Source organism: Brevibacillus agri, from assembly GCF_004117055.1.
Lineage (GTDB): Bacteria > Bacillota > Bacilli > Brevibacillales > Brevibacillaceae > Brevibacillus > Brevibacillus agri.
Window position 1 is genome coordinate 3,174,125 of sequence record NZ_CP026363.1, and the last position, 23,227, is coordinate 3,197,351.

At 55.6% G+C, this 23,227-nt stretch carries 23 protein-coding genes and 1 pseudogene; 6 read left to right on the forward strand and 18 right to left on the reverse strand.

Annotation, left to right across the window (positions count from 1 at the left end; genetic code table 11):
* Positions 1-4 precede the first annotated feature (4 nt).
* Positions 5-907, forward strand: a complete 903-nt coding sequence (gene gltC / locus BA6348_RS15550) for a glutamate biosynthesis transcriptional regulator GltC (RefSeq protein ID WP_005831191.1) — start codon at positions 5-7, stop codon at positions 905-907.
* Between the two features lie 366 nt (positions 908-1,273).
* On the opposite strand, the gene BA6348_RS15555 is transcribed toward gltC, so the two are convergent.
* The 10 genes from BA6348_RS15555 to BA6348_RS15600 all read right to left on the reverse strand — a co-directional run bounded on the left by BA6348_RS15555 (position 1,274) and on the right by BA6348_RS15600 (position 9,881).
* Positions 1,274-1,810 (reverse strand): GNAT family N-acetyltransferase, encoded by a 537-nt coding sequence (locus tag BA6348_RS15555; RefSeq protein WP_005831194.1) that lies wholly within the window; start codon positions 1,808-1,810, stop codon positions 1,274-1,276.
* A 27-nt stretch (positions 1,811-1,837) separates the two neighbouring features.
* Positions 1,838-2,737, reverse strand: coding sequence for a MetQ/NlpA family ABC transporter substrate-binding protein (locus BA6348_RS15560; protein WP_005831196.1), 900 nt, complete (start codon positions 2,735-2,737; stop codon positions 1,838-1,840).
* Between the two features lie 41 nt (positions 2,738-2,778).
* Entirely contained in the window at positions 2,779-3,447 is a 669-nt protein-coding gene (locus tag BA6348_RS15565) for a methionine ABC transporter permease (RefSeq protein ID WP_007784756.1), read from the reverse strand.
* Positions 3,444-4,229, reverse strand: a complete 786-nt coding sequence (locus BA6348_RS15570) for a methionine ABC transporter ATP-binding protein (protein ID WP_005831200.1) — start codon at positions 4,227-4,229, stop codon at positions 3,444-3,446. The genes BA6348_RS15565 and BA6348_RS15570 overlap by 4 nt, the downstream gene beginning before the upstream one ends.
* A gap of 6 nt (positions 4,230-4,235) precedes the next feature.
* Positions 4,236-5,393 (reverse strand): amidohydrolase, encoded by a 1,158-nt coding sequence (locus BA6348_RS15575; protein WP_122953512.1) that lies wholly within the window; start codon positions 5,391-5,393, stop codon positions 4,236-4,238.
* Positions 5,394-5,437: 44 nt separating this feature from the next.
* The gene (locus BA6348_RS15580; RefSeq protein ID WP_122953508.1) at positions 5,438-6,793 is read right to left on the reverse strand and encodes an LLM class flavin-dependent oxidoreductase; all 1,356 of its coding nucleotides are present in this window, start codon (positions 6,791-6,793) and stop codon (positions 5,438-5,440) included.
* 57 nt (positions 6,794-6,850) lie between these two features.
* Entirely contained in the window at positions 6,851-7,693 is an 843-nt protein-coding gene (locus BA6348_RS15585) for a MetQ/NlpA family ABC transporter substrate-binding protein (protein ID WP_122953509.1), read from the reverse strand.
* 48 nt (positions 7,694-7,741) lie between these two features.
* Entirely contained in the window at positions 7,742-8,392 is a 651-nt protein-coding gene (locus BA6348_RS15590; protein WP_005831207.1) for a methionine ABC transporter permease, read from the reverse strand.
* Positions 8,392-9,414 (reverse strand): methionine ABC transporter ATP-binding protein, encoded by a 1,023-nt coding sequence (locus tag BA6348_RS15595; protein ID WP_025846646.1) that lies wholly within the window; start codon positions 9,412-9,414, stop codon positions 8,392-8,394. The genes BA6348_RS15590 and BA6348_RS15595 overlap by 1 nt, the downstream gene beginning before the upstream one ends.
* 188 nt (positions 9,415-9,602) lie before the next feature.
* Positions 9,603-9,881: a glutaredoxin family protein gene (locus tag BA6348_RS15600; RefSeq protein ID WP_051353904.1), complete on the reverse strand. Its 279-nt coding sequence runs from the start codon at positions 9,879-9,881 to the stop codon at positions 9,603-9,605.
* A 396-nt stretch (positions 9,882-10,277) separates the two neighbouring features.
* Between BA6348_RS15600 and BA6348_RS15605 the strand changes: the two genes are divergently transcribed.
* Together BA6348_RS15605 and BA6348_RS15610 are read left to right on the forward strand one after the other, a co-directional pair.
* Entirely contained in the window at positions 10,278-11,303 is a 1,026-nt protein-coding gene (locus BA6348_RS15605) for an LLM class flavin-dependent oxidoreductase (protein ID WP_005831213.1), read from the forward strand.
* A 326-nt stretch (positions 11,304-11,629) separates the two neighbouring features.
* On the forward strand, positions 11,630-12,106 hold the full coding sequence (locus BA6348_RS15610) for a GNAT family N-acetyltransferase (protein ID WP_122953513.1): 477 nt from the start codon (positions 11,630-11,632) through the stop codon (positions 12,104-12,106).
* A gap of 249 nt (positions 12,107-12,355) precedes the next feature.
* On the opposite strand, the gene BA6348_RS15615 is transcribed toward BA6348_RS15610, so the two are convergent.
* The 8 genes and pseudogenes from BA6348_RS15615 to BA6348_RS15650 all read right to left on the reverse strand — a co-directional run bounded on the left by BA6348_RS15615 (position 12,356) and on the right by BA6348_RS15650 (position 20,864).
* Positions 12,356-13,708, reverse strand: coding sequence for an LLM class flavin-dependent oxidoreductase (locus BA6348_RS15615; protein ID WP_122953510.1), 1,353 nt, complete (start codon positions 13,706-13,708; stop codon positions 12,356-12,358).
* Positions 13,709-13,979: 271 nt separating this feature from the next.
* The gene (gene ybaK, locus BA6348_RS15620; protein WP_005831219.1) at positions 13,980-14,468 is read right to left on the reverse strand and encodes a Cys-tRNA(Pro) deacylase; all 489 of its coding nucleotides are present in this window, start codon (positions 14,466-14,468) and stop codon (positions 13,980-13,982) included.
* A gap of 239 nt (positions 14,469-14,707) precedes the next feature.
* Positions 14,708-15,667 carry an IS30 family transposase gene (locus tag BA6348_RS15625; protein ID WP_129552162.1) on the reverse strand — a complete coding sequence of 320 codons (960 nt, stop codon included), beginning with the start codon at positions 15,665-15,667 and terminating at the stop codon, positions 14,708-14,710.
* Positions 15,668-15,759: 92 nt separating this feature from the next.
* Positions 15,760-16,089, reverse strand: coding sequence for a DUF5682 family protein (locus tag BA6348_RS15630; protein ID WP_005829600.1), 330 nt, complete (start codon positions 16,087-16,089; stop codon positions 15,760-15,762).
* A pseudogene (locus BA6348_RS15635) lies at positions 16,077-17,175 on the reverse strand (ATP-binding protein). Before BA6348_RS15635 ends, BA6348_RS15630 begins: the two are co-directional and overlap by 13 nt.
* 522 nt (positions 17,176-17,697) lie before the next feature.
* Entirely contained in the window at positions 17,698-18,558 is an 861-nt protein-coding gene (gene kynA, locus BA6348_RS15640) for a tryptophan 2,3-dioxygenase (RefSeq protein WP_005829598.1), read from the reverse strand.
* Between the two features lie 279 nt (positions 18,559-18,837).
* Positions 18,838-19,986: an amidohydrolase family protein gene (locus tag BA6348_RS15645; protein ID WP_122953407.1), complete on the reverse strand. Its 1,149-nt coding sequence runs from the start codon at positions 19,984-19,986 to the stop codon at positions 18,838-18,840.
* A 266-nt stretch (positions 19,987-20,252) separates the two neighbouring features.
* Complete coding sequence (locus BA6348_RS15650; RefSeq protein WP_005829594.1) at positions 20,253-20,864, reverse strand: DedA family protein; 612 nt, start codon at positions 20,862-20,864, stop codon at positions 20,253-20,255.
* A gap of 193 nt (positions 20,865-21,057) precedes the next feature.
* On the opposite strand from BA6348_RS15650, the gene BA6348_RS26775 reads away from it, so the two are divergent.
* The 3 genes from BA6348_RS26775 (at position 21,058) to BA6348_RS15660 (ending at position 23,181) form a co-directional block, all read left to right on the forward strand.
* Complete coding sequence (locus tag BA6348_RS26775; RefSeq protein ID WP_007786367.1) at positions 21,058-21,225, forward strand: hypothetical protein; 168 nt, start codon at positions 21,058-21,060, stop codon at positions 21,223-21,225.
* Positions 21,226-21,428: 203 nt separating this feature from the next.
* Entirely contained in the window at positions 21,429-21,926 is a 498-nt protein-coding gene (locus BA6348_RS15655) for a cation:proton antiporter regulatory subunit (protein ID WP_007786369.1), read from the forward strand.
* A gap of 1 nt (position 21,927) precedes the next feature.
* Entirely contained in the window at positions 21,928-23,181 is a 1,254-nt protein-coding gene (locus BA6348_RS15660; protein ID WP_005829592.1) for a cation:proton antiporter, read from the forward strand.
* The last annotated feature ends 46 nt before the right edge of the window (positions 23,182-23,227 follow it).

Consider the following 23,227-nt stretch of genomic DNA (forward strand, 5'->3'; position numbering starts at 1 on the left):
ATTCATGGAGCTACGACAGATTCAATACTTCATTGAAGTGGCCAAGCGCGAGCACTTCACGGAAGCCTCGCACAACCTGCATGTTGCCCAATCCGCCCTGAGTCGGCAAATCGCCAACCTGGAGGCAGAGCTTGGCGTCTCCCTGTTCATCCGCGAAGGCCGCAACGTCAAGCTGACGGCAGTAGGCCGAATTTTCTTGCAGCACGTGGAAATGGCCGTCAACGAGATTGAAAAGGCGAAGCAAAAAATTGACGAGTTTCTCGATCCGGAGCGCGGGACGATTCGCGTCGGGTTTACGAGCAGTCTGGCCGCGAATCCTCTGCCGACTGTCATCTCCGGCTTTCGCGCGCGGTACCCGGACATCGGCTTCCAGCTTCGGCAAGGCTCTTACCAGGGGCTGATCGACTCCGTGATTAACGGAGAAATCGACCTCGCCTTTCTCGGCCCGGTTCCGACCCAGGAAAAAAACGTGCGCAGCCATATTTTTTTCGCCGAGAACATCGTCGCGCTGCTGCCCGCGAAGCACCCGCTGGCCAAGCAGCCAAGCTTGCGGCTGAACCAACTGCAGGACGATACGTTTGTCTTGTTTCCCCCGGGGTTCATCCTGCGCAATATCGCCGTGAACGCCTGTGCGCAAATGGGCTTCGCGCCCAAAACCGCCTTCGAGGGCGAGGACATCGACGCGATTAAGGGACTCGTCGCCGCCGGTCTGGGCGTCACGTTGCTGCCAGAGCTGACCTTGACCGACAATGTGCCGCGCGAAACGGTGAAAGTCCCGATCAGCGAGCCGCTCGTGCAGCGAACCGTCGGCATCATCATTCCGAACAACCGGGAGCTGCCGCCTTCCGAAAAGCTGTTTTACCATTTTTTGAAGGAGTTTTTCGACGTATTGAGCAAGTACAGCTAGTCGTATCGAGAGGAAGAGCGCCGCAGGAAGAGTCGCCACAGAAAGAGTCGCCACAGTGGTGCGACCGCTTTTTTGCTAAACGGCTTTCCCGAAAAACGCTTGCTGCGGGGAGTGAGTCATGCAAGTACAGATGACGAAAAGTCGTGCGTTTTGGCACGGGGAAAAGCCCTGATGATCGGTTGTCATCAGGGCTTGCTTTGTGTGGATTATCGTGATTTTTCGTGTATTTTCCGTTGGTTTTATGTGGGTTTTGTATAGCTTTCGTATGATGTTCACAGGACTCGCGGTCGCTACGTCACCTGCTGCCGGGCCGCAGATAAAGCCCCTGCCTGGCCTCGCTGAACCGCCAAACTCGCAAAGCTGCCGTCAGCTCACGCGCGCCTCGTCCAGCCGCAGCCAGTAGCTTTTGACGTGCGTCTCGCCGTTGAAAAAGTCTTTGTCGGCCGCGCGGGCAAAGCCAAGCCGCTCGTACAGCTTCACCGCCGCCTCCATCATGTCTGTCGTGTGCAGGTGCAGCGTGGCTGCTCCCAGCTCGCGCGAACGGCGGACAGCCTCTCCGATCAGCCGGGCAGCGATCCCGTTGCCCCGCGCTTGCGGCGATACGGCCAAAAAGCGGATGATCGGCGAGTGAATTTCCAGCTCCGGACGGTCGTAAGCCGCCTGGGACGAAGCGAACAACTGGACGCTGCCGACGATTTCCCCGCCCCAGTCCGCGACGAGAAACGCAATCGTCTGGCGTCCTTCTGCCGATTCTGCGATTTCCTCCTTGTACCGCGTCCATCTGTCCACCGACAAATGCTGCTCATACTGCTGGTAAGCATCGAGCAGATGCTGTTTGATCCGCTCCCGGTCCTGGCTATTCGCATCGCGAATGCAAATGTCTCTCTGCTGCTTCGCCTTCATCGTCGGCTTCTCCTCCCTTTTTCCGGCTTAAAAAGCAGGGACAACCGCGACACCGTATTTGTCTTCAATAAACTTTTTGACCTCCGGTGAAGTGAGGGCCGCATCCAGCTTTTTGATCTCTTCGCGGTTCTCGTCGCCTTTGCGGACGGTAATCACGTTGGCGTAAGGAGAGTTGGCGCCTTCGCGGAACAGGGCGCTGTTCGGATCGATTTTCGCTTCCAGCACGACGTTTGTGTTGATGACGGCGCCCGCGAGATCAGGCAGCGCCCGCGGCAAGGTTGCGGCTTCCGCTTCTACAAACTCCAGCTTTTTCGGGTTTTCCGCGATATCTTTCGGCGTAGCCTCGTAGGTTGTCAGGCCGTCGCGCAGCTTGATTAAGCCTTGCTCCTGCAGCAAGATCAGGGCGCGGTATTCATTGGAAGGGTTGTTCGGAATCCCGATCTTGTCGCCTTCCTTGAGTTCGTCCTTCGATTTGAGCTTGTCGGAGTAAAAGCCGATCGGCTCGACGTGCACTTTTGTCGTGACGGCGAAATCGTAGCCTTTCTCGGTTTTCACCGAATCGAGGTAAGGCACGTGCTGGAAAAAGTTCGCGTCGATCTGCTTGTCGTGCAAAGCCGGGTTCAACTGCCCTTCGTCATCGAGGACGACGACCTCCAGATTCACGCCCTGCTCCTTGAGCTTCGGCTTGATAAATTCCAATATTTCCGCATGCGGGACAGGGGCCGCGCCCACTTTGAGCGTCACTTCTTTTGGCGGTTCCGCCGCCTGTCCGCCACTGGCCTGTGTCGACGCTGTGTTCGTCGCCGGCGCTTGTGCCCCGGAGCCGGACGACTGGCTGCCAGAGCCGCTTGAGCCGCAACCTGCCACAAGCATGCTGAATGCCACCAATACGCTAAAAATGACGCCTAGACCTTTTTTCTTTCCCATCGTTTCCACTCCCCTGGTTCCTCTGTTTTTAAAGTTGGATCTTACTCAAACTTGTAACGCTTTTTGTTGATCGACTTGACGAGGAAATCGCCTGACCATTGAATCAGTTGAACCAAAACAATAATGATTAGGACGGTGGCGATCAGGACGTCCTCGCGAAAGCGCTGGTAGCCGAAGCGAATCGCCAGGCTGCCGAGTCCGCCCGCGCCAATCGCCCCCGCTACAGCGGTAAACTCGGTAATCCCGATAATTCCGATCGTAATCCCGCGCACCAAAGCGGGCATCGCCTCGGGGATCAGCACGCGAAAAATGATCGTAAACGGCGTGGCCCCGACCGATTTGGCCGCTTCGATCTTCCCGGCGCTGACTTCCTTCAGCGCGCTTTCGATGATCCGGCCCAAAAACGGCGCGGCGCCAATCGAAAGCGAGACGATGGCAGCGGTCGGCCCCAGCGTCGTGCCGACGATCAGGCGCGACAAGGGCAAAAGCAGCACGATCAAAATAATCAAAGGAAGGGACCGGACGCTGTTGATGATCGTGCCGATCGTTTTGTGCAGCTTTGGTGCTTCGAGAATGCCGCCTTTTTCCGTGACGACGAGCGTGACGCCGAGGACAATCCCCATGGCTAGCGCGAACAGGGACGACCAGAACACCATGTAGAGCGTCTCCAGGAGCCCTTCCCAGAGCAAGTCAATCAGATCGCTGTTCATATCCCTGCTCCGACTCCTTCCATGACATTTCGCTTTTCGCGGTAATGATCGATAATGTGGACAAACCGTCTGGCCGTGTCGCTCTCCGGGTTGAGGAAAAACTTCTCCACCGTTCCGGTTTCGACAATTCGCCCGTTTTCAATCACGGCCATGTTGTTGCACACGTGCTGCAGCACGTCCAGCTCGTGCGTGATGAGCACAATCGTCAGGTTGAGCTGGCGGTTGATCTCGCGCAGCAGCTCCAAAATGGCGTAGGTCGTCTGCGGGTCAAGCGCAGAAGTCGCTTCGTCGCTCAACAGCAGATCAGGCTGGTTGACCAGCGCCCGGGCAATTCCGACGCGCTGCTTTTGTCCGCCGCTCAGTTGGAACGGATAGACGTTTTCCTTGTCGCCAAGCTGCACGAGATCCAGTATTTCGCGGACGCGGTTGCGGATGTACGGCTTCGGATGCCCGGCTACCTCCAGCGGAAAAGCGACGTTTTGGAACACCGTCCGCGCGTCGAGCAGATTGAACTGCTGAAAAATCATCCCGATTTTTTGCCGGGCCCGGCGCAGCTCTTTTTCCGGCAAATCGGTAATCACCTTACCGCCGATCTCGATCGTGCCCGCGTCCGGTTCTTCCAGCCGGTTCAGGCAGCGGATCAAAGTCGATTTGCCCGCCCCGGAAAAGCCGATGATCCCGAAAATGTCTCCTTTTTGGATGTGCAGATTGACGTTTTGCAAAACAGGCACAATGCCTTTGGCTGTTTTGTACGATTTGCTCAAATTGGAAATGTGCAGCATCTGTTTTCACCCGCCTTTCAATGCATCTGCGGCCAAGTTGGCAAAGTAGTGTGCAGCAGGCGCAATCGCTCGTTCGTCGACGGTAAAGGCCGGATGGTGCCACTCGTTCGTCCCGGAGGTCCCGACGAACACGAACAAGCCGGGAATGTGCTTCTGGTAGTAGGCAAAATCTTCGCCAGCCGGAGACGGTTCCGGCGCGACGACTTGCAACCCGAGCCGCTCTGCTGTCGTAGCGGCCAGCCTGGCCAGCGCGGCATCGTTTTGCACGGAGGGCGGTCCCTTGAACCAGCGCACGCTCGCCTTGGCCCCGTATGCCGCAGCCACTCCCTCGATGATCGCCTGAAGACGCCCGGGTATTTGCCTGCGCACCTCTTCCTGAAACGTGCGGATCGTACCGCCGAGCGCGACCTTGTCCGGGATCACGTTCCAGGTCGTACCGCCATGGATAGTCGTCACGCTCACCACCGCATTTTCCAGCGGGCTGACGTTGCGGCTGACGATCGATTGCAGCGCCGTGACGATCTGCGAGGCGGCGACGATCGGGTCGATGCCAGCGTGCGGAATTGCGGCATGCGTGCCCAAGCCTTCCACTTCGATCTCGAAGCCGTCCACGCTCGCCATCAGCGCTCCCGGCTTGATCCCGACGGTCCCGACTGCGAGATCGGGCTTGTTGTGCAGGCCGAAGATCGCCGTGACGTTTGCGAGCGCCCCTTTCTCGATCAAGAGCGACGCACCCGTGCCTTTTTCCTCTGCGGGCTGGAACAGAAAGCGCACCGTTCCTGGCAACTGCTCCTCCTGCTGCTTCAGCAAAAAAGCGGCTCCCAGGATGACGGCGGTATGAAAATCGTGTCCGCACGCGTGCATGTTCCCGACGACCGCGGACGCGTACGGCAAGCCTGTTTGCTCCTGAATCGGCAAAGCGTCGATATCGGCCCGCAGCGCGATTACAGGCCCGCCGTTTTGGCCGCCCACCTCTGCCACGACGCCCGTTTCCAGCGGCAGCTCGACGAGGCGAATCCCCGCTTCCGTCAGCCAGTCCCGAATCGAACGCGTCGTTTCATATTCCTCGTAGGCCACCTCCGGGTATTGGTGCAACTGCCTGCGAATGGCGATCAGCTTTTGCTCGAAGCCAGTCCCTGCCAGCTCCTGCGTTCCTGTATGCACCCGAACCTCTCCTTTCTCTGTCTGCTTTTGCGCTGGCATCGGTTCTACGACTCCACCTCCGAGAGCGCTCTATCGCGCACGGCCAGACGGTTGTACGGCTTTTCCAGGCCGAGATGCTCGCGCAAGGTGTCTCCTTCGTAATCCTGCCGATACAAGCCCCGCTCCTGCAAAATCGGAATCACCTTGTCCACGAACGCCTCCAGCCCTTGCGGCAGCACCGGAGCGATGAACATGAAGCCGTCCGCCGCTTCCTCGACAAACCATTTTTCCAGCACGTCGGCAATCTGCGCAGGCGTGCCGATCAACTCGCGGTTTGCACCGCCTTCGAGCAAAGCGTACAGCTCGCGCAAGGTCGGGTTTTGCTTGCGAATCAGCTCCGTCATCCATTCAAAATGGCTTTGAATCCCGTTGTCCTGCGGGAACTCCACCTCTGCCGCCGGGGTGTCGAGCGAGTAGCGGCTGAAGTCGACCTTGCCCAAGTACCCGGACAAAAAGCGCAGCCCTTGCTCTGGCAAAAGCAGATCGTGCAATTTGCGGTGGATCGCTTCCGCTTCTTCCTGCGTATCCGCGACAATCGGGGAGATGCCTTGCAAAATGTGCAACTGGTCAGGCGTGCGCCCGTAGTCGGGCAGCTTGCTTTTTAAGCTTTTGTAAAACGCTTTTGCCCGTTCGAAATCTTTTACGTGCGAAAAGACGACTTCTGCGGTGCGCGCTGCCAGCCGCTGTCCCGGCTCGGATGCTCCCGCCTGCACGATGACGGGCTGCCCCTGTCTCGATCTGCCGATATTGAGCGGCCCCTGGACGGAGTAGTACGTGCCTTTGTAGTTCAGCCGATGCATTTTCGCCGGATCGAAGAACACGCCGGTTTCCTTGTCCTGGACAAACGCGTCGTCTTCCCACGAGTCCCACAAGCCTTGGACGACGTCGATGAACTCCTCCGCCCGCTCGTAGCGGTGATCGTGCTCCACATGCTCGGTGCGGCTGAAGTTGCGCCCGGTCTCCCCGGTGGCGTCTCCCGTCGTGACCACGTTCCAGCCTGCGCGGCCATTGCTGATATGGTCGACGGAAGCGAATAGCCGGGCGAGATTGTACGGCTCGTGATACGTCGTCGACGCGGTGGCGACCAGCCCGATTTTGCTGGTCGCCCCAGCCAGAGCGGCGAGCAAGGTCGTCGGCTCAAACCGGTTCAAAATGTTCGGGTGCGAATCTTCGTTGACCGCCAGGCTGTCGGCGATAAACGCGATATCGAACTTCCCGCGCTCGGCTGTCTGCGCCAAATATTTGTAGTAGTCAATGTCGATGCTGGCGTTTTTCCGCGCCTCGGGCAGTCGCCACGAGGCAACGTGAATGCCCGTTCCGACCAAATAAGCGGATAAGTGAATCTGTCTTTTTTGCGGCATGGTGCCCCTCCCCTTCCGATCTTCCGCTAAAGCATGAGTGCGTCCGTCACGCAGCCGTCACGGCTTGCTGGCAAACGCCTCTTTGAAATTTTTCAGCTCCTCGACGGTCACTTGTGTCGGGATGTAGTTGCCTTTGTACGTTTCGGTGATGAAGTCCGACACTTCTTTGGACTGGTAAATGGCGACGAGCTTTTTCAAGTCTTCGCGGTTTTCGTTTTGCTTGGTCGTCGCGATTACGTTGATATACGGCTTGGCGGTTTTGCTTTCGTGAAAAATCGCGTCCTTGAGCAAAAAGCCTGCCTCGACCGCCACCCCGTTGTTGATGATCGACGCCGCTACGTCCTTCATGACGCGCGGGGTCGTCGCCCCATCGACGGGAACGATTTCCAGGTTTTTCGGATTTTCCTTGATTTTGTCCGCGCCGCCAAAGCCGTCAAAGTTGTCCACGACCCGGATCAAGCCTGCTTCCTGCAGCAAAAGCAAGGAGCGCCCCCAGTTGGAATCGTCGTTTGGCACGGCGATTTTCGCGCCGTCGGGAATTTCCGCGATGGTTTTGTACTTGTCCGAGTAGATACCCAGTGGCGCGATGATCGTCGAGCCGACCGGAACGATGTCCGAGTTGTTTTTCGTATTGAACTGGTCCAAAAAGGCGACGTGCTGGAACGCATTCGCGTCGATATCGCCCTCCAGCAAGACCGTATTCGGGTTGACGTTTGCATTGAACTGCACCAGTTCAATGGCGAGACCTTGCTTCGCCGCCTGTTCCTTCACGAACTCCCACGTCCGCGATTCCGAGCCGCGAATGCCGATTTTCAAGCCTGTTTGTTCCGGTTCCGTTCCGCAACCCGCCGCGACAATCGTCACGAAGGCGAGCAGCAAGGAAATGGCGAGCTTTTTCATCCGTTTTTTCTCTCCTCGTTCTTCTCTTCTGTCTTGGGCAAAAGATGGTTATTTTCTGCGAATGTTACGGGCGAGCACGTTGCCGAGCGACTGAATCCCTTGAACGAGCACGACCAAAATCACAACGGTAGCGACAATCGTAATCGTGCTGAAGCGCTGGTACCCGTATGTAATCGCCAGGTCGCCGATCCCGCCGCCGCCGACTGCCCCGGCCATCGCCGTGGCGCCGATCAGGCCGATGGTCGCCGTCGTAATGCTGAGAATGAGCGAGCCGAGCGTCTCGGGAATGAGAAACCGAAAAATGATTTGCATCGGGGTGGCCCCCATCGCTTCGGCTGCCTCGATGATGCCCGGATTGATTTCCAGCAACGAATTTTCCACCAGCCGCGCGATGTACGGACCGCTGTAAATGACCAGCGGCACGATTGCCGCCGTCGTTCCGATGGAAGTCCCGACGACGAGCCGCGTAAACGGAATGATCGCCACCAGCAAAATGATGAACGGGACGGAACGCAGCACGTTGATAACCGGGTTCAAGGCCGAAAAGATCAACGGATTTTCCAAAATGTGCCCTTTGCGCGTCACGACCAGCAGGACGCCGAGCGGCAGGCCGATCAAGGTCGCAAACAGCAACGATACACTCACCATATAGAGCGTCTCGTACAATGCCTGATAGATTTGCGCAGAACTGACTTCCATCACGAAACAATCTCCTTCACGGTCACATTTTGCTGCTGGATGTAGTGGTACGCGCGAACGATTTCCGCTTCATTGCCGGTAAGCTCGACGATCAGATTGCCAAAAGGCACGCCCGCAAGCTCGGTGATGCTGCCAAACAGGACGTTCACGTCGCTGTTGAAGCGTTTCGCCACCTGGGAGAGCAGCGGCTGGCCCGTGCTTTCCCCGATGAAGTGGATGTTGAGAATTTTCGATTTGCCGCGCTTGGTCGCAAGCAGCTTGCGCACGCTTGGCGGGATGTCGTCGCGCACGACCGATTTGACGAAATTGCGCGCCACCTCTGTCTGCGGATTCGCAAACACGTCGAGGACATTACCCTGCTCCACGATGGCGCCATGCTCCATGACCGCCACCCGGTTGCAAATTTCTTTGATGACGTTCATTTCGTGCGTAATCATCAAAATCGTGACGTTGTACTCTTGGTTCACCCGCTTAAGCAATTGCAAAATGGACTCGGTCGTTTGCGGGTCCAGCGCCGAGGTCGCTTCGTCGCTTAACAGGATGGACGGATTGGTCGCGAGCGCACGGGCGATGCCGACTCGCTGCTTCTGGCCTCCGGACAACTGGTCGGGGTAGCTCGTCGCTTTGTCCGTCAAGCCGACGAAGGACAATAGTTCGTCGACTCGCTCCTGAATCTGCTTTTTCGGCGTGTCGCCGAGTCGAAGCGGCATGGCGACATTGTCAAAAACGGTCTTCGTCGCCAGCAGGTTGAACTGCTGAAAAATCATGCCGATGTTCTTTTTGACGCTTCGCAGCTCTTTGACCGAGAGCTTCGTCAAGTCTTTGCCAGCGACGATGACGCTGCCTGCTGTCGGACGCTCCAGCAAATTGACCGTCCGCAAAAGCGTGCTTTTTCCGGCTCCGCTAAAGCCGATGACGCCAAAAATGTCGCCTTTTTTCACGTCGAGGGTGACGCCCTTCAACGCCTCAATCGTCTGGCCCCCGCTCTCAAACGTCTTCGATACGCCGTGAAAGGCGATCATGCTCTCCTTCGCCTCACCCGGGATGCCATACGGCGGATGGTCTTCCACGGCCGCAGCTCCGATTCCCATACAATCTCCTCCTAGCCAAGCGAAACTTTATCGGGCAGACAGCGGCCTGCCTGCCCGTTAACCGGCTGCGCTTTTTTCGCAAGCGCTTGGGCGCAGCCCGCGTATTTACCTTGTACTCGTTACTCGGCCAAAAGCGCTGCGAGCCGATCCAATTGGGTGTAGAGCAGCGCCTCGTATTTGCCGTCGCCGCCGATTTCCACGAGCGGGATCAGGCGCGTGCCGTATTTGACCTCCAGCACATCGCGCAGCACGTCTTTTCCTGCTACGTCAATCCATTCGTATGGGCGGTTTTGCTCTTCCAATATGGCTTTGACGTTTTCACAATAGGAGCAGCCTTCTCTTCCCCATACCACGACTTTTTTCGTTTGTGTTTCTGCCACTCGCTTTCCCTCCCCCATTTTTCCGACGCTGTTCCCAGGCAAAGAAAAAGACTCCCTGCTCGTTGGCACAGCTCGAGCAGGAAGTCTCTCCAGTGGTCTGGTCGATGACTTTTTAAATTCATATAGGATTACTAGGGATATTATCATTCGTCATCTTTCTCGTCAACGGATTTTTTCCACGATGTTTTCCGCGATTTTTGTCCGGCCTCATTTTGCCTGCCCCCATTGACAGCCCGGAGCGATATCGTTAAAATCCGAGTAAACAACTAAGTAAATGAGATTTAAAAGTGCAGCAGATGACAACTTCATGCTTGCATAGCTGACTGGACCACCAGAAGCCCCTTCGCCGATCGGATTGCCGATCTATGACTGAGGGGCTTTTTGTGCGTACTTCGACACGGTTAGGGGAGAGACATGGTGGCATTGACATTGAGCATTCTCGATCAAAGTCCGATTCAAGAAGGAGAAACGGCGACCGAAGCGTTCCAGCATACGATTCGGCTGGCGCAAAAGGCGGAAGACTGGGGCTATCACCGCTTCTGGGTGGCGGAGCATCACGACCTCGATCATGTGGTCGGCTCCTCCCCCGAGGTGCTCATCGCCCATCTTTTGGCGAAAACAGAGCGCATCCGCATCGGCTCCGGCGGGGTCATGCTCCAGCATTACAGTCCTTATAAAGTAGCGGAAAACTTTCATGTCCTCGCCGCCCTGGCTCCGGGACGGGTGGATCTCGGCATCGGCCGCGCGCCGGGAGGGCTTCCCCTCTCGACGAAAGCGCTACAGCCGCACAGCGGCACGGGTTCGCCTGGCGCATCGCTGGAAGAAAAGCTCGCGGAGCTTGCGCTGTTCCTGCGCAACGAGCTGCCCCCCACTCATCCGCTGTACGGTCTGACCGCCGTGCCCCTGCCAAGCGAGCCAGTCGGCATTTATTTGCTCGGCACGAGTGCAGCGAGCGCGCAGCTTGCGGCAGAGCGCGGTGTTCCGTACGTGTTTGCCCTCTTTATCAGTCAGGACGAAGCGGTCTGCCGGGAAGCTTTTGACGTGTACCGCCAGCAGTTTCAGCCAGGCGAACGGGCAAAGCCGCTCCCGATCCTGGCCGTCTCCGTCATCGTCGCCCAGACGGAGGAAGAAGCCTTGCAGTTGGCCGCGGAAACGAAAATCGCCAAAATCCACCTGCAAAGCGGCAAAACGGTCACCGTCACCAGCTTGAAAAAGGCGGAGGAATACGGGCGGCAGGCAGACGAATCGTTTCGGATCGAGGTCAAGGAAGCCAACGTCATCGCCGGAACGAAGGAGTCCGTGCGCGAGCGGCTGCTGGAGCTGGCGCGTACCTATCAGGTGGGAGAGCTGGTGATCCACACTCCGATCAAACATTTTGCCAAGCGGCTTCTCTCCTATGAACTGTTGCACGAAGCGTTTGCTGAGCTAAGCGTTACTTGAGTGATGCGTTTGGCGACTGCCGATTGGCATTCGGCATTTGCGCGAAAAAACGTGGCTGGCGGTGCCGCAGCGTTGGACAGCGCAGTCCCCCTCGCACAGCCCCCTGATTGTGGAATGACTCCACAGTTGGCGGGGCTGTTTTTTGAGGCTCTGTTCGCAAGATGATCGCTGTATTATGATGAATGGAAACATTCGTCTGCATCAGCGAAAATAGCTGTAGCGAATTGACTCAAGCGACAGGAACATCTCGCTGAATGTCCGCAGCCAAAACAGCGGGAGTTTTTTTCAAGCGATGCAGCTTGCAACCATTGGCGGGGGGAGAAAGCATGGATATTACGATCCGAAGTGCTAAGCAAGATGATTACGCGGCGTTATTGCCTTTGTTTCGGCAAGTTCATGATTTGCACGTTTTCGAACGGCCGGACCTCTACAAAAAGAATGCGACTCCAGTGGAGGAAGCGTTGTTTCATGACCAGCTACACGATGATCGGCAACATATTTTTGTGGCTACGCTCGGTATGGAAATCGTTGGCGTCGTTGTTTTGCAGGAAGAAGACATCCGGGAAAACTCATTTGTAAATGCGCGGAAAGTTTTGCTTGTCAACAGTTTATGTGTGGCGGATACGCTGAGGAAAAAGGGAATCGGAAGGAAGCTTATGCACCATGTTTTTGACTTCGCCAAAGGCTTGGGCGTTGACAGCATTGAATTGGGGGTATCAGAGCGGAACCGACAGGCCATCCACTTTTACGAGTCGATTGGCATGACGACCAAAAGCAGGAAAATGGAGTTCCGATTAAGCTGACGGGAGACGATCGTTACCTCGCCAAAAAGAACCCGCCAGTCCTTGGCGGGTTTTGTTGTACAACAACTCCGTTTCTTTGAGCAGCATGCTGTTAGAACAGAGCTTTACACGGTGGGCAACTTTTCATGCAGGCAGCCAGGCAGCTATTTGTCGGGCGGACTGCTCGCAAGCCCTGTTTTTCCGAGAGAACCAAAAGCCCCCCCTGCTCGCCCCCTCAGAGCAACAAACGCCCACGCCCCTCCCCTGTTTTTACAACGGCGCATTCACCCCTTGCGGCTCCGGTTTTCTCGGCTGCGCGTACCGATTGACCGGGAATGGCAGTCCGAGATTCCCGCGCAGCGTGTCGGCCTCGTACTCCGTGCGGAACAGGCCGCGCTGCTGCAAAATCGGAACGACCCGATCGACGAAATCGTCCAGCCCGCGCGGCACGTTCGACTGGAGGATGAATCCGTCTGCCGCCTCTTCCTCGAACCAGCGCTGGATCAAATCCGCCACGTGCTCGGGCGTGCCGATGAACTCGCTCTCTGGCGTCGCGGTGTAGAGCGCGGTCTGCCTGAGCGTCCACTTTTGCTCCCTGGCCTTTTGCTTGATTTTGTCCGTCGTGCTGCGGAAACTGTTGCTGCCGACTTCGCCGATATCCGGGAACGGTTCGTCCAGCGGGTACTGGGAAAAGTCGTGATGGTCAAAAAATCGGCCCAAGAAATGCAGTGCCTGCTCGATGCTGACCAGGCTTGCCAGCTCTTCGTGCTTGCGCTTCGCTTCCTCTGCCGTTCGCCCGATGATCGGGCTGATCCCAGGGAAAATGAGAATGTCGGCGGAGCTTCGCCCGTAGGCGGCTGCCCGTTCCTTGACATCGCGGTAAAAGCGCTGTGCATCGGCAAGCGTCTCTTGTCCGGTAAAGGCCGCATCGGCGGATTTGGCTGCCAATGTCTTTCCGCTTTCCGACGAGCCTGCCTGGAAAATGACCGGCTGGCCCTGTCGGGAGCGGGCGATGTTCAACGGCCCTTGCACCGCGAAAAACTCCCCCTGATGGTCGAGCCGATGCATCTTCGCCGGGTCGAAAAACACCCCGGACTGCTTATCCCGGACGAAGGCGTCGTCCTCCCACGAATCCCACAGCCCTTTTGCCACGGTCAAATATTCTTCGGCAATCCGGTAACGCAGCTCGTGGTCAGGATGCTGCTTGTTGCCGTAATTTTTCGCCGAGCCTTCCAGCGGCGAGGTGACGACGTTCCAGCCTGCCCTCCCGCCGCTGATCTGGTCGAGGGAGGCGAGCTGCCTCGCTACCGTAAACGGCTCGCTGTACGAAGTCGACACCGTCCCGACCAGGCCGATTTTGCTGGTGACGCCGCCCAAGGCCGACAAAATCGTCAGCGGCTCGAAGCGGTTCAAAAAGTGCGGGAGCGATTTTTCATTGATGTACAGCCCGTCCGCGACGAAGACGAGATCAAACTTCCCGGCCTCCGCCTTTTGCGCCTGCTGCGTGTAAAACGCAAAGCTGACACTGGCGTCCGGCTGCGCATCCGGGTGTCGCCATGCGCCCATATGCCCGCCGATTCCGTGAATCATGGCGCCGAGCCTCAGTTGCCTTTTCTTTGCCATCTTCTCTCCTCCTCGATCCCAAACGGCTTGCCGCCAACGCCCGCAACCGTCAGTTTTGGAACGCACAAAAAGGCCCCTGTACAAGCACAGGAGCCTTTGGTTGACCAATCGGCAGGAATGGGTTTTCTTCCTCCAGATTATTACTATTATTCCGATGTGTCAATAAGGTTTTGCGAAAATCAGCCCGGCCCGGCTGGCAAAACCCGCATCTGCGCACCAGGTTCGGCAGGGTTCATTTCACCGCCATGCATCCGCTCCAAAAAAACCGGCCTCATGCGGTTGGCAGCGTAGAAACGTCAGCCAGCCGGCCTTTTGTCGCCTTCAGCAGCCCGTCAACCGCAAGCTCGATCTGCACGCCGATGTTCCCTCCGCTGACGATGATCCGCTCCATTTGCTCCGCGCGGCTGTCAATGACGGTCGGGAACAGCTTTTTCATCCCCACCGGAGAACAGCCGCCCCGCACATATCCCGTTACGGCGGTAATGTCTTTCACAGCGATCATCTCGATCTTTTTCTCCCCGACCACTTTCGCCGCTTTTTTCAAATCCAGCTCCGCCTCCACCGGGATGACGAAGACGTAGTACGCCCGGCTCGTGCCTTGCGAAACGAGCGTCTTGTAGACGACTCCAGCTTCCCGGCCGATTTTTTGCGCCACCGAGACGCCGTCAATTTTCCCGTCGTCGGTCCGGTACGTCAGCATAGTGTAGTCGATTTTTTCCTTGTCCAAAATCCGCATCGCATTCGTTTTGGCTTGCTTCATCATTTTCCACTCCATTCCGTTCCCCGAAAGAAAGTAACTGCGCTTATTCTTCATCCTCTTTTCGTGCAGGTTGCCGTTTGGCGATAGCCACGAATTGACCGACAGCTTCGCCATCCCGATTCAGGCAGGCATGTAACAGCAACAAACGTTCCCCTAAAGACAACTACCCTTAGTTTGCCAATGCTTGCAGAACGATGTCAATAGCTACATTTTTGCGAGAAGAGCCTGACGACGAATTGTCAAGACAAGTGCGACAGAGCTTCCATGAATGATTCGTAAGCGGTCTTCCAGCCCAGACATTTTCTTGGCCGATTGTTAATGAGCTCCAAGGCCTGAATCAGTTCCTCCTCGGAGACTTCGGCAAAATCCTTGCCTTTGGGAAAAAATTCTCGCAGAAGGCCATTTGCGTTCTCGTTCGTGCCCCTTTGCCAGGAAGAGTAGGGATCGGCAAAGTAAATGTTTACGCCATGTGCTGACTCCAGCCGTTCGTAACAGGCAAACTCTTTGCCACGGTCAACGGTAGCTGTTTGAAACGATCCTTTCGGTAACGACTCAGCAACGAAACCAAAGGCCTTTTCCATGGAAGCCGAGGTACGATCAGGCATCTTTACGGCAAGGTAAAAGCGTGTCTTGCGCTCAGCGAACGTCGCGACGCACGCCTTACTTTTTCCACGGCTGGAAACAACCGTATCCCGTTCCCAATGACCAAAGCTCTCACGCTTTCGTACTTCCTTGGGTCGCTGCCGAATGGACTTTCCTACGTTGAAGCGACCACGTGTTTCGATTGGTCTCCGGCGTTTCCCTTTGTGGCGCAGAACGGTGGTATCTCCTTTAACCAAAAAGCCCTGATACAGCCAGCGATACATCGTTTTAAACGACACTTTCTGTTCGGGGCATTCCTGACTCATCCGTCCGGCAATCTGCTCGGGAGACCAGGTCTGCGCCAGCTTACTGGCAATGTAATGCTCACGTTCAGGAGTCCGCTTGCCTCTGGGAACAGACCGTTCGCGACGTTTCTCGTAAACCTCATGCGCGGCTTCTGCCTGATATTCCCCTGCCTTACAACCCCGTTTTAACTCACGGGCAATGGTAGCATGATGCCGTTTGAGTTCTCTGGCAATGGCGCGGGCAGACCAACCCAACCGATGAAGGAGTGCTAGCTCACTACGCTCTGTTATGCTAAGATGTGTATAACTCATGATTGATTCTCCTGTGTAAATGGTGTTGTCGTGACTTCATTTTACACGAATCAATCATGGGCCGTTTTTTTATCTAGGTGTCGCACTTGATATTACAATCTGTCTCTCTTCCGCGCTTCGGTGAGCGCGACGTATTCCGGCGAATAGGCCAAAAACGGAAAGTAGCAGACGTACTTGTTCTCCCCGGACGCATACGCGTAGTAAATGCTGATCGGCGGCTTCGTCTGTTCATCGGTCAAAATCGGAATGAGGTGGTTGCTGTTGTCCGGCCCCTCGATCAAAATGATCTGCGGCGCGTATGCCTCAATCGTCTTTTGCAGATGGTAGGCGCAAGCAGGGCTGTGGTGCCTGACCGGAAAATAAACGACCTGCCCGGAAAGATCGTAGACCTCCTGCTCGACCAGCCTGTTTATTTGATCCATTTCTTCTCGTTGTAGTACGCTTCCCATAGGCCCTCTTCCTTTGCCCGTTCTTTGACCACCTTCGTGAAGTACGTTTTCAAAATGCCCGCGTCCTTCTGATTTTCCTTGACGACCGCACCCTGCAAGTTTTGCACCAGCCGCTCCAGCGTAATCGGCTTGCCCTCGTAGTAATAGGCGGTCATCGCGCTCTGCACGTAGACGGATACCGCTTCCGCCGTGCTCATGACGGATTGCGGCGACTCGATTTTGTAGCCTTCCTTCGTCTCGCCCGTGCGCAGTTCCATAAAGGTCGTCGCCAAAAGTTCCACGACATCGCGATCAATCTCGACTTCCACGCCGCTTTGCTGCAAAATCATTTTCGCTTGCGACTCGATGATTTGCGCTTCCATTTTGACGTGGTTGATCGGCGCGATCGTCTCGAAGTTGAAGCGGCGCTTGAGCGCTTCTCATCTCGTTGACGCCTTTGTCTCTTAGGTTGGCGGTGGCAATAATATTAAAGCCCGGCTTGGCAAACAAGATGCCGTCTGCAAGCTCGGGAATGTTCATGACTTTGTCGCTCAAAATGCTGATTAAGACGTCCTGCACCTCGAAGGGGCAACGGGTAATTTCTTCGAAGCGGGTGATGAAGCCCTTGTTCATGCCGTTGTACAAGGGCGACGGGACCAAAGCTTGCAGCGACGGCCCTTTGTCCAGCAGCATGGCGTAGTTCCACGAATACTTAATCATGTCCTCGGTCGTTCCCGCCGTGCCCTGGATCGTATTGGTGCTCGTGCCGCTGATCGCAGCCGAGAGCAGCTCGCTTAACATCGTCTTCGCCGTTCCCGGCTCGCCTACGAGCATGAGTCCGCGATTTCCGGCAAGCGTCACGATCGCCCGCTCGATCAGGGCATCGTCGCCGTAAAACTTTTTCGTAATCTCGATGGACTCTCCTTCGTACGCAAGCGGCTTGTCGGTGCCGAGAATAAAGTCGCGGACCGCTCGCGGCGACAATTGCCAGTTCGGCGGCTTGGCTCCAGTGTCGTTGGCCCGCAAAGCAGCCAGTTGCGCTGCGTACAAAACTTCCATCGGCGGCTTCATCGTTTCCATCCAAATGCCCACTCCGTTTCGGCTTTTTCTGACAAACATGGCTTATCTCAAAAATAATAAGCAAAGCAAACTTGGGAAATGAAGGGTATTTGTGCCCAATATTAGGAAGAATATGTGAAAATTTGCGCTTGGAGTCCTGGTGCGCGGCAATTTGAGGCGGGACTTTCGAGGACAAAAAACCTGGATCCCCCCAGGCAGTCAACAAGCAGCGAAATGATTACATCCACCTTTTTTTCGGTCACGGCTTTCTCCTTCTTCCTTGATTGTAACAATGACATGCAAAAAGTTCCATTTTTTCGAAGAGTTCTTTTTGTGAAAATGTAAGCATCGACAACCGGATGGAAGTTTTCTGCCAGGTACGTTCGTTGCCGTCGGATGCATGCTAGGCTTAGCATCGTGCTGTTCCTGTGTCCTGATAGCTCACGCGCTTTGCGCGTCAAAAAAAACAGGCGTGACCGAACATGTTTGTCCGCACGCCTGTTTGCTGTGGGATTTTACCGTTGCCTATTCGCTTGGATTGTCCTATAGCTGTGTGCGCAGGCTCCACAGCTCCGGGAAAAAACGGTGATCGAGCGCCCTGCGCAAATAAGCGACGCCAGAGGAACCGCCCGTTCCGGGCTTTTGCCCGATGATGCGCTCCACGGTCGTCATATGGTTGAAGCGCCATTGCTGCTGCTGGCTGGCGATGTCGACGAGCTTTTCCGCCAGCTCGTACAAGTCCCAATATTGGTGCACGTCGCGGTAAACCGTCAGCCAGGCTTGCTCGACGCTCGCGTTTGGCTGATACGGCTGCGACCAGTCCCGCTCCAGGCACGCCGGGTCGATCGGCAAGCCGCGCGCCGCCATTTCCTTGATCGCCGCATCGTAAATGCTCGGCGCATGCAACGCTTTGTTCAACTGCCCGTGCAGCTTTGGCTGATGCTCGTACACGGCCAGCACATGAGCGTTTTTGTAACCGAGCGTAAATTCGATCAGCCTGTTTTGAAACGACTGAAAACCGGACGAGTGCCCGAGCTTGTCGCGGAACTGCAAGTAATCGGCGGGAGTGAGCGTGGAGAGCACATCCCACGACTTGATAAGCTGTTGCTGGATGCGCGACACCCGCGAAAACATCTTGAACGCCGGCTCCAGCTCGTGATTGGCAATACAGTCCATCGCCGCGGCAAGCTCGTGCAAAATCTGCTTCATCCACAGCTCGCTCACCTGGTGAATAATGATGAACAGCATCTCATCGTGATGAGTCGACAGCCGCTGCTGGCTTGCCAAAATTTTGTCCAGATGCAGGTAGTCGCCATACGTCATTTCCTTCTTGAAATCGGTATGGATATCGTGTTCCAGCGAGGACTTGTCCGGTTCGTTGCTTCCATGCGGATGGGGATTCATCTGTGGTCGGCCTCCTTTTTCCGTTTCATGCAGACGATATGTATGCGCTTACATTACTGGGCACGTACTGGCTTTACGTATTAATTCCTTGCCGCCCTGCACAGTTCCTGCTGTTCGGTTCTTGTCCGCCTGCATTTTCTCCGTGAACATGGCCACCCCAGAGGAAAAGGGCAAGGAAGTCGGCTCCTTGCCCCGCCGTTGCAAGCCATGGCGTCACAGTCCCCTTGGCAAACGATTGGAAAACGTGGCTACGCCAAGCCATTGGCGCAGCCTTAGTCGCTACGAAAACAACGGCCGCGCCCGCCCTTCATCCAGGTAGGCCCGCGCATGCCCCCAGAAGTACTTGCCCGGCTGCATGTAAGCGGCAAGCCCCGCCCGCGCAATCGTGCGTGCCGCCTCTTCATTCGCCTCCGTCAAAATGCGCTGCTCATCCACGGTCAGCACCTGCCGCTGATCCATGACCAACTGTCCGTCGACGATCACGTGGTTCACATCGCCGCCAACGGCCTGGTACACCAAGCGTTGGACGTGCATCGTTTCCGGCGTCAAATGAGCCTGCTGCATGTTCACCGTAATCACATCGGCCTTTTTCCCTGCTTCGAGCGAGCCCAGCTCGTCGTCCCAGCCCACGCAGCGCGCCGCATCAATCGTCACCATTTCCAGCAGCTTGCCGGGCGGCAGGTAAAAGTAATCGCGCAGAGCCGCCTGCTGCAAAAGCTGCATTCTGCGCATCGCCTGAAACATGTCAAACGGCGTCATCGGCGAAGTGCCGTCCGTCGTGATGGCGACGGTCGCCCCCATTTCCAATAGCTCGGTGATCGGCGTCCAGGCGTTGATTTGCCCGAAACCGGGAGAAGCGCTCACATTCGTCCCCGTCTCCGCCAAAATTTTCGCTTCGTCAAACGAAATGCCGCGACAATGCTGCAAGTGGACGTCTGGACCGAGCAAGGCGTACTCTTTGTCTTGCACAGCCAGATGAATCATGCCGCCAAACGCGTCAGAGTGAATCCGCGTGTCGTACTTGCGGGCAATTTCCCGGATTTTTCGCGCCTGGTAACGGTCAAAATCGGTGGGGCCAAACAACTGATCGGCCTGGGTCGGAGCCGACGGGTTGATCGACGTGACGATGACAAACGGCGTGATGTACGCCCGCGTCCTGTCCGAGTTGGCATGGTGCAGCGCCTCGATCACCGCTTCGGCTCCCGCCAGCACTTCTTCGTAGGTCACTTCCTTCGTCACCTTTTTCCCGTCGACCCAGCGGCTGAACGGATGCGGCCACGGCGGGTTGCACGGCCCTGTGCAAACGATCTCCCGCACCCCGACCTCCACGATCCGCCCGTCGTCAATCGCGACTGCGCCGTCCGCAATCACCCGTCTGTCCTTGTCCATCGTGATGACCACGCCGTTTACGAGCAATACATCGATCATTGGCAATCGCCTCCCTGTCTTTTTGTGCATGAGGGAAAAAGCGTGCTGCGGTCCCCTACCCTACACGATAACGAAAAGCAATGCCGTTGTATTTGCAAGAGTATTACGACTTTTTTCACGATCTTTACCTGTTTCGCCTGCCTGCCCGCTTTTGGCGACGCTTTCGCTGCCTGTATGCCGATACGATTTTGTCAAAAGGCTCCCTAGCTGAAAAAACCACCTTTCCCAAACGGAAAGATGGCGGATGGCTGACAGCGGGCAACGCTTTATGGATGGGTTCTGCGCTTGCGCAGGAAAACGATGAGAAAAACAAGAGCAGCGACAGCGATCACCCCGTAGACAAAGTGGGAGTAGACGTCCATCACGTGCAAAACATCTTGCCACGATTCGCCGAGAAACGCCCCGATCCACACCAGGGCAATGTTCCACAGCAGCGTCCCGATGCTCGTAAACAGCAAAAACAGCGGGAGATTCATCCGGGTCATCCCCGCCGGAATGGAAATGAGGCTGCGCACCAACGGAATCATCCGGCAAAACAAAATCGTCCAGTAGCCGTATTTGTCAAACCAGGCATGCGCTCTCTCGATGTCTGTCTGCTTGACCCGCAGCAGATGTCCCCAGCGCTCTACGACCTTCTCGATTTTTCCTACGTCCAAATAGTAGCCGATCCCGTAAAGCAAAATCGCGCCGAGTACGGACCCGAACGTGGCCGACAAAATGACACCCGGCACGGTCAACGCCGAGTGTGTGGTCATAAAACCGCCAAATGTCAGGATCACTTCAGAAGGAATCGGTGGAAATACGTTTTCCAGCGCCATCATCAAAAAAATGCCCAGATAGCTGTATTGTTCAATGAAATGCGTCAGCCAGTTTTGCATACTACCCCTCTTTTATATCAACCGATGCTTATGATTCAAGTATAGAGACGATTTGTTCATAGTTCAATGAAAAGCGGCATTTGCCCGGGAGAATCTGTGCAAAGCTATGGGCCTTGCGCACGCCAAATCTGGTAAATATGGTACAATTCTTTCTATTAGATAGATTAGCAGAAAATGTAAAAGGAGCGAGCCGATGCTGGTTTTGGTTGCCGTCGTTGCCGTTGCTGCTTTGGCTGCCCTGTACGACGCCCTGCGGAAAATCAACGCGAACATTCTCATGCAAGTCGAGCAAAACGAACGAATCATCAAGCTGCTGGAAGACATCAAAAAAAAGACAATCATAGTGTTCAACCCAAGTTAAAGATCGTTTACCTGGACTACTCGCAGAGGCGGTCTTTTTTTGTACTTTTCTGCCCATTCAGAATTCAGACAAAGTGTGTCATATTTTTTGCAAACTGTTTCGAAATGTAGACTATTCGCATCATTTAAGTATATGATGATATTAGCAAACAATTATTTGTTTGTCGAAAAACAGGTGGATTCCACTTTTTAGGAGGCGTTTCCATGTTCACTATCAGGGAATCAGATTTGCCAGGAATCGGACGAAAGTACCAGGTGGAAACAAGAAGCGGCGACAAGCTGATTATCATTATCCACGATGACGGCCAACGGGAAATTTACCATTTTGACAAAGACGACTGGGACGAAAGCGTCTCCATGGTCACGCTGGATGACCAGGAATCGCGGCAGTTGGCTGGCATCATCGGCGGGATGACCTACAAGCCGAAAGCGCTGGAAACGATCGAGATGGCGCTCGACCAGCTCGTGATTGAATGGTACAAGATCGAGCCAGGGTCAGCCTGCATCGGCAAGTCGATCGGGGAACTGGACATTCGCCAAAAGACCGGGGCTACCATCATCGCCATTATTGAAAAGGATCAAAAGCAAAAAGTGAGTCCGGGACCAGAGTGCGTTCTGACTGCAGGCGTGACGCTGGTTGTGGCAGGTGAGAGAGGGCAGGTGAAGGTGTTAAAATCTACACTCATATCAGGGGGGGCTTGATTTGGAACACATCGTCTTTGAAATTGGTCTAGCCATTGGCTTGATTGCCATCGCAGGGTTCATTTCGCAAAAACTCCGCTTTTCCATCGTTCCGTTTTACATCCTCATCGGCATGGCCGTAGGGCCGCACGCCGCTTCGATCGGTCTGATCGACTTTCGGTTTATTGAAAGCGAACCGCTCATTGACTTCATGGGTCGGATGGGTGTTTTGTTCCTCTTGTTTTACGTCGGGCTTGAATTTTCGGTTGGCCGTCTGATTAAAGCGGGACGCTCTATCGCGATCGGCGGCACTATCTATATAGGCATCAACTTTACGCTCGGCTTGCTCTTCGGGTACTTTGCCGGGGTTCCTTTCAAAGAAATTCTCATTATCGCCGGTATTACGACGATCTCCTCTACAGCCATCGTGGCAAAAGTGCTGGTGGATCTTAAACGGACAGCCAACCCGGAAACGGAAATGATTCTGGGCATGATTATGTTTGACGACCTGTTCCTCGCTGTTTACTTGTCCATCATGTCCGGTCTCGTGCTCAGCGGAGCCACATCGGTCGTCGGCGTCCTCACTTCTGCGCTGATCGCACTCGGCTACATGCTTCTGTTCATCATCGTAGGGCGCAAGCTCGTTCCATTGCTCAACCGTGCGCTCAATATCAAATCAAATGAACTTTTCATGTTGACGGTCTTTGCAGGCCTGTTCCTCGTAGCTGGTTTCTCGGAAACCATCCACGTAGCCGAGGCGATTGGCGCCTTGCTCGTCGGTCTGGTCCTTGCAGAAACGGTCCATATGAAGAGAATTGAGCACATGATTCTGCCTTTCCGCGACTTTTTTGGCGCCATGTTCTTCTTCAGCTTCGGCTTGTCGATTGACCCGCTTCAGCTCGGCGGAGCTGTCTGGCTGTCACTGGCGGCTGTCGCCATTACGCTGATCGGAAACTACACCGCCGGACTTCTGGCCGGGCGCAGCGCAGGCTTGTCGGCACGCGCTTCCTCGAACATCGGGCTGACGATTACGGCGCGCGGGGAATTTTCCATCCTGATTGCGAATATGGGGAAAGCAGGCGGACTGTTGGAAATTTTGCAGCCATTCACCGCCCTCTACGTCCTGATTCTGGCCATTCTCGGCCCGGTACTGACGAAGGAATCGAAACATATTCACAACCTGCTCAGCAAAGTGCTGCCGCTGGAGAGGATGTTTCAGGCAAAAGCAGCCAAGGCATCTGCTCCTGCGCCAAGCGCGGAAAAGCAACAAGGGTAATCATCCATAACGAAGAGAAGGCTGATTTCTGTGCATCCGGCGCACG

Excerpts from the sequence above, each read along its gene's own strand:
- gltC (WP_005831191.1), top strand. The coding sequence starts at position 5 with ATGGAGCTACGACAGATTCAATACTTCATTGAAGTGGCCAAGCGCGAG.
- BA6348_RS15555 (WP_005831194.1), bottom strand. The coding sequence starts at position 1,810 with ATGAAGGCGAAGCAGCAGAGAGACATTTGCATTCGCGATGCGAATAGC.
- BA6348_RS15560 (WP_005831196.1), bottom strand. The coding sequence starts at position 2,737 with ATGGGAAAGAAAAAAGGTCTAGGCGTCATTTTTAGCGTATTGGTGGCA.
- BA6348_RS15565 (WP_007784756.1), bottom strand. The coding sequence starts at position 3,447 with ATGAACAGCGATCTGATTGACTTGCTCTGGGAAGGGCTCCTGGAGACG.
- BA6348_RS15570 (WP_005831200.1), bottom strand. The coding sequence starts at position 4,229 with ATGCTGCACATTTCCAATTTGAGCAAATCGTACAAAACAGCCAAAGGC.
- BA6348_RS15580 (WP_122953508.1), bottom strand. The coding sequence starts at position 6,793 with ATGCCGCAAAAAAGACAGATTCACTTATCCGCTTATTTGGTCGGAACG.
- BA6348_RS15585 (WP_122953509.1), bottom strand. The coding sequence starts at position 7,693 with ATGAAAAAGCTCGCCATTTCCTTGCTGCTCGCCTTCGTGACGATTGTC.
- BA6348_RS15590 (WP_005831207.1), bottom strand. The coding sequence starts at position 8,392 with ATGGAAGTCAGTTCTGCGCAAATCTATCAGGCATTGTACGAGACGCTC.
- BA6348_RS15595 (WP_025846646.1), bottom strand. The coding sequence starts at position 9,414 with ATGATCGCCTTTCACGGCGTATCGAAGACGTTTGAGAGCGGGGGCCAG.
- BA6348_RS15600 (WP_051353904.1), bottom strand. The coding sequence starts at position 9,881 with ATGGGGGAGGGAAAGCGAGTGGCAGAAACACAAACGAAAAAAGTCGTG.
- BA6348_RS15605 (WP_005831213.1), top strand. The coding sequence starts at position 10,278 with ATGGTGGCATTGACATTGAGCATTCTCGATCAAAGTCCGATTCAAGAA.
- BA6348_RS15610 (WP_122953513.1), top strand. The coding sequence starts at position 11,630 with ATGGATATTACGATCCGAAGTGCTAAGCAAGATGATTACGCGGCGTTA.
- BA6348_RS15615 (WP_122953510.1), bottom strand. The coding sequence starts at position 13,708 with ATGGCAAAGAAAAGGCAACTGAGGCTCGGCGCCATGATTCACGGAATC.
- ybaK (WP_005831219.1), bottom strand. The coding sequence starts at position 14,468 with ATGAAGCAAGCCAAAACGAATGCGATGCGGATTTTGGACAAGGAAAAA.
- BA6348_RS15625 (WP_129552162.1), bottom strand. The coding sequence starts at position 15,667 with ATGAGTTATACACATCTTAGCATAACAGAGCGTAGTGAGCTAGCACTC.
- BA6348_RS15630 (WP_005829600.1), bottom strand. The coding sequence starts at position 16,089 with ATGGATCAAATAAACAGGCTGGTCGAGCAGGAGGTCTACGATCTTTCC.
- kynA (WP_005829598.1), bottom strand. The coding sequence starts at position 18,558 with ATGAATCCCCATCCGCATGGAAGCAACGAACCGGACAAGTCCTCGCTG.
- BA6348_RS15645 (WP_122953407.1), bottom strand. The coding sequence starts at position 19,986 with ATGATCGATGTATTGCTCGTAAACGGCGTGGTCATCACGATGGACAAG.
- BA6348_RS15650 (WP_005829594.1), bottom strand. The coding sequence starts at position 20,864 with ATGCAAAACTGGCTGACGCATTTCATTGAACAATACAGCTATCTGGGC.
- BA6348_RS26775 (WP_007786367.1), top strand. The coding sequence starts at position 21,058 with ATGCTGGTTTTGGTTGCCGTCGTTGCCGTTGCTGCTTTGGCTGCCCTG.
- BA6348_RS15655 (WP_007786369.1), top strand. The coding sequence starts at position 21,429 with ATGTTCACTATCAGGGAATCAGATTTGCCAGGAATCGGACGAAAGTAC.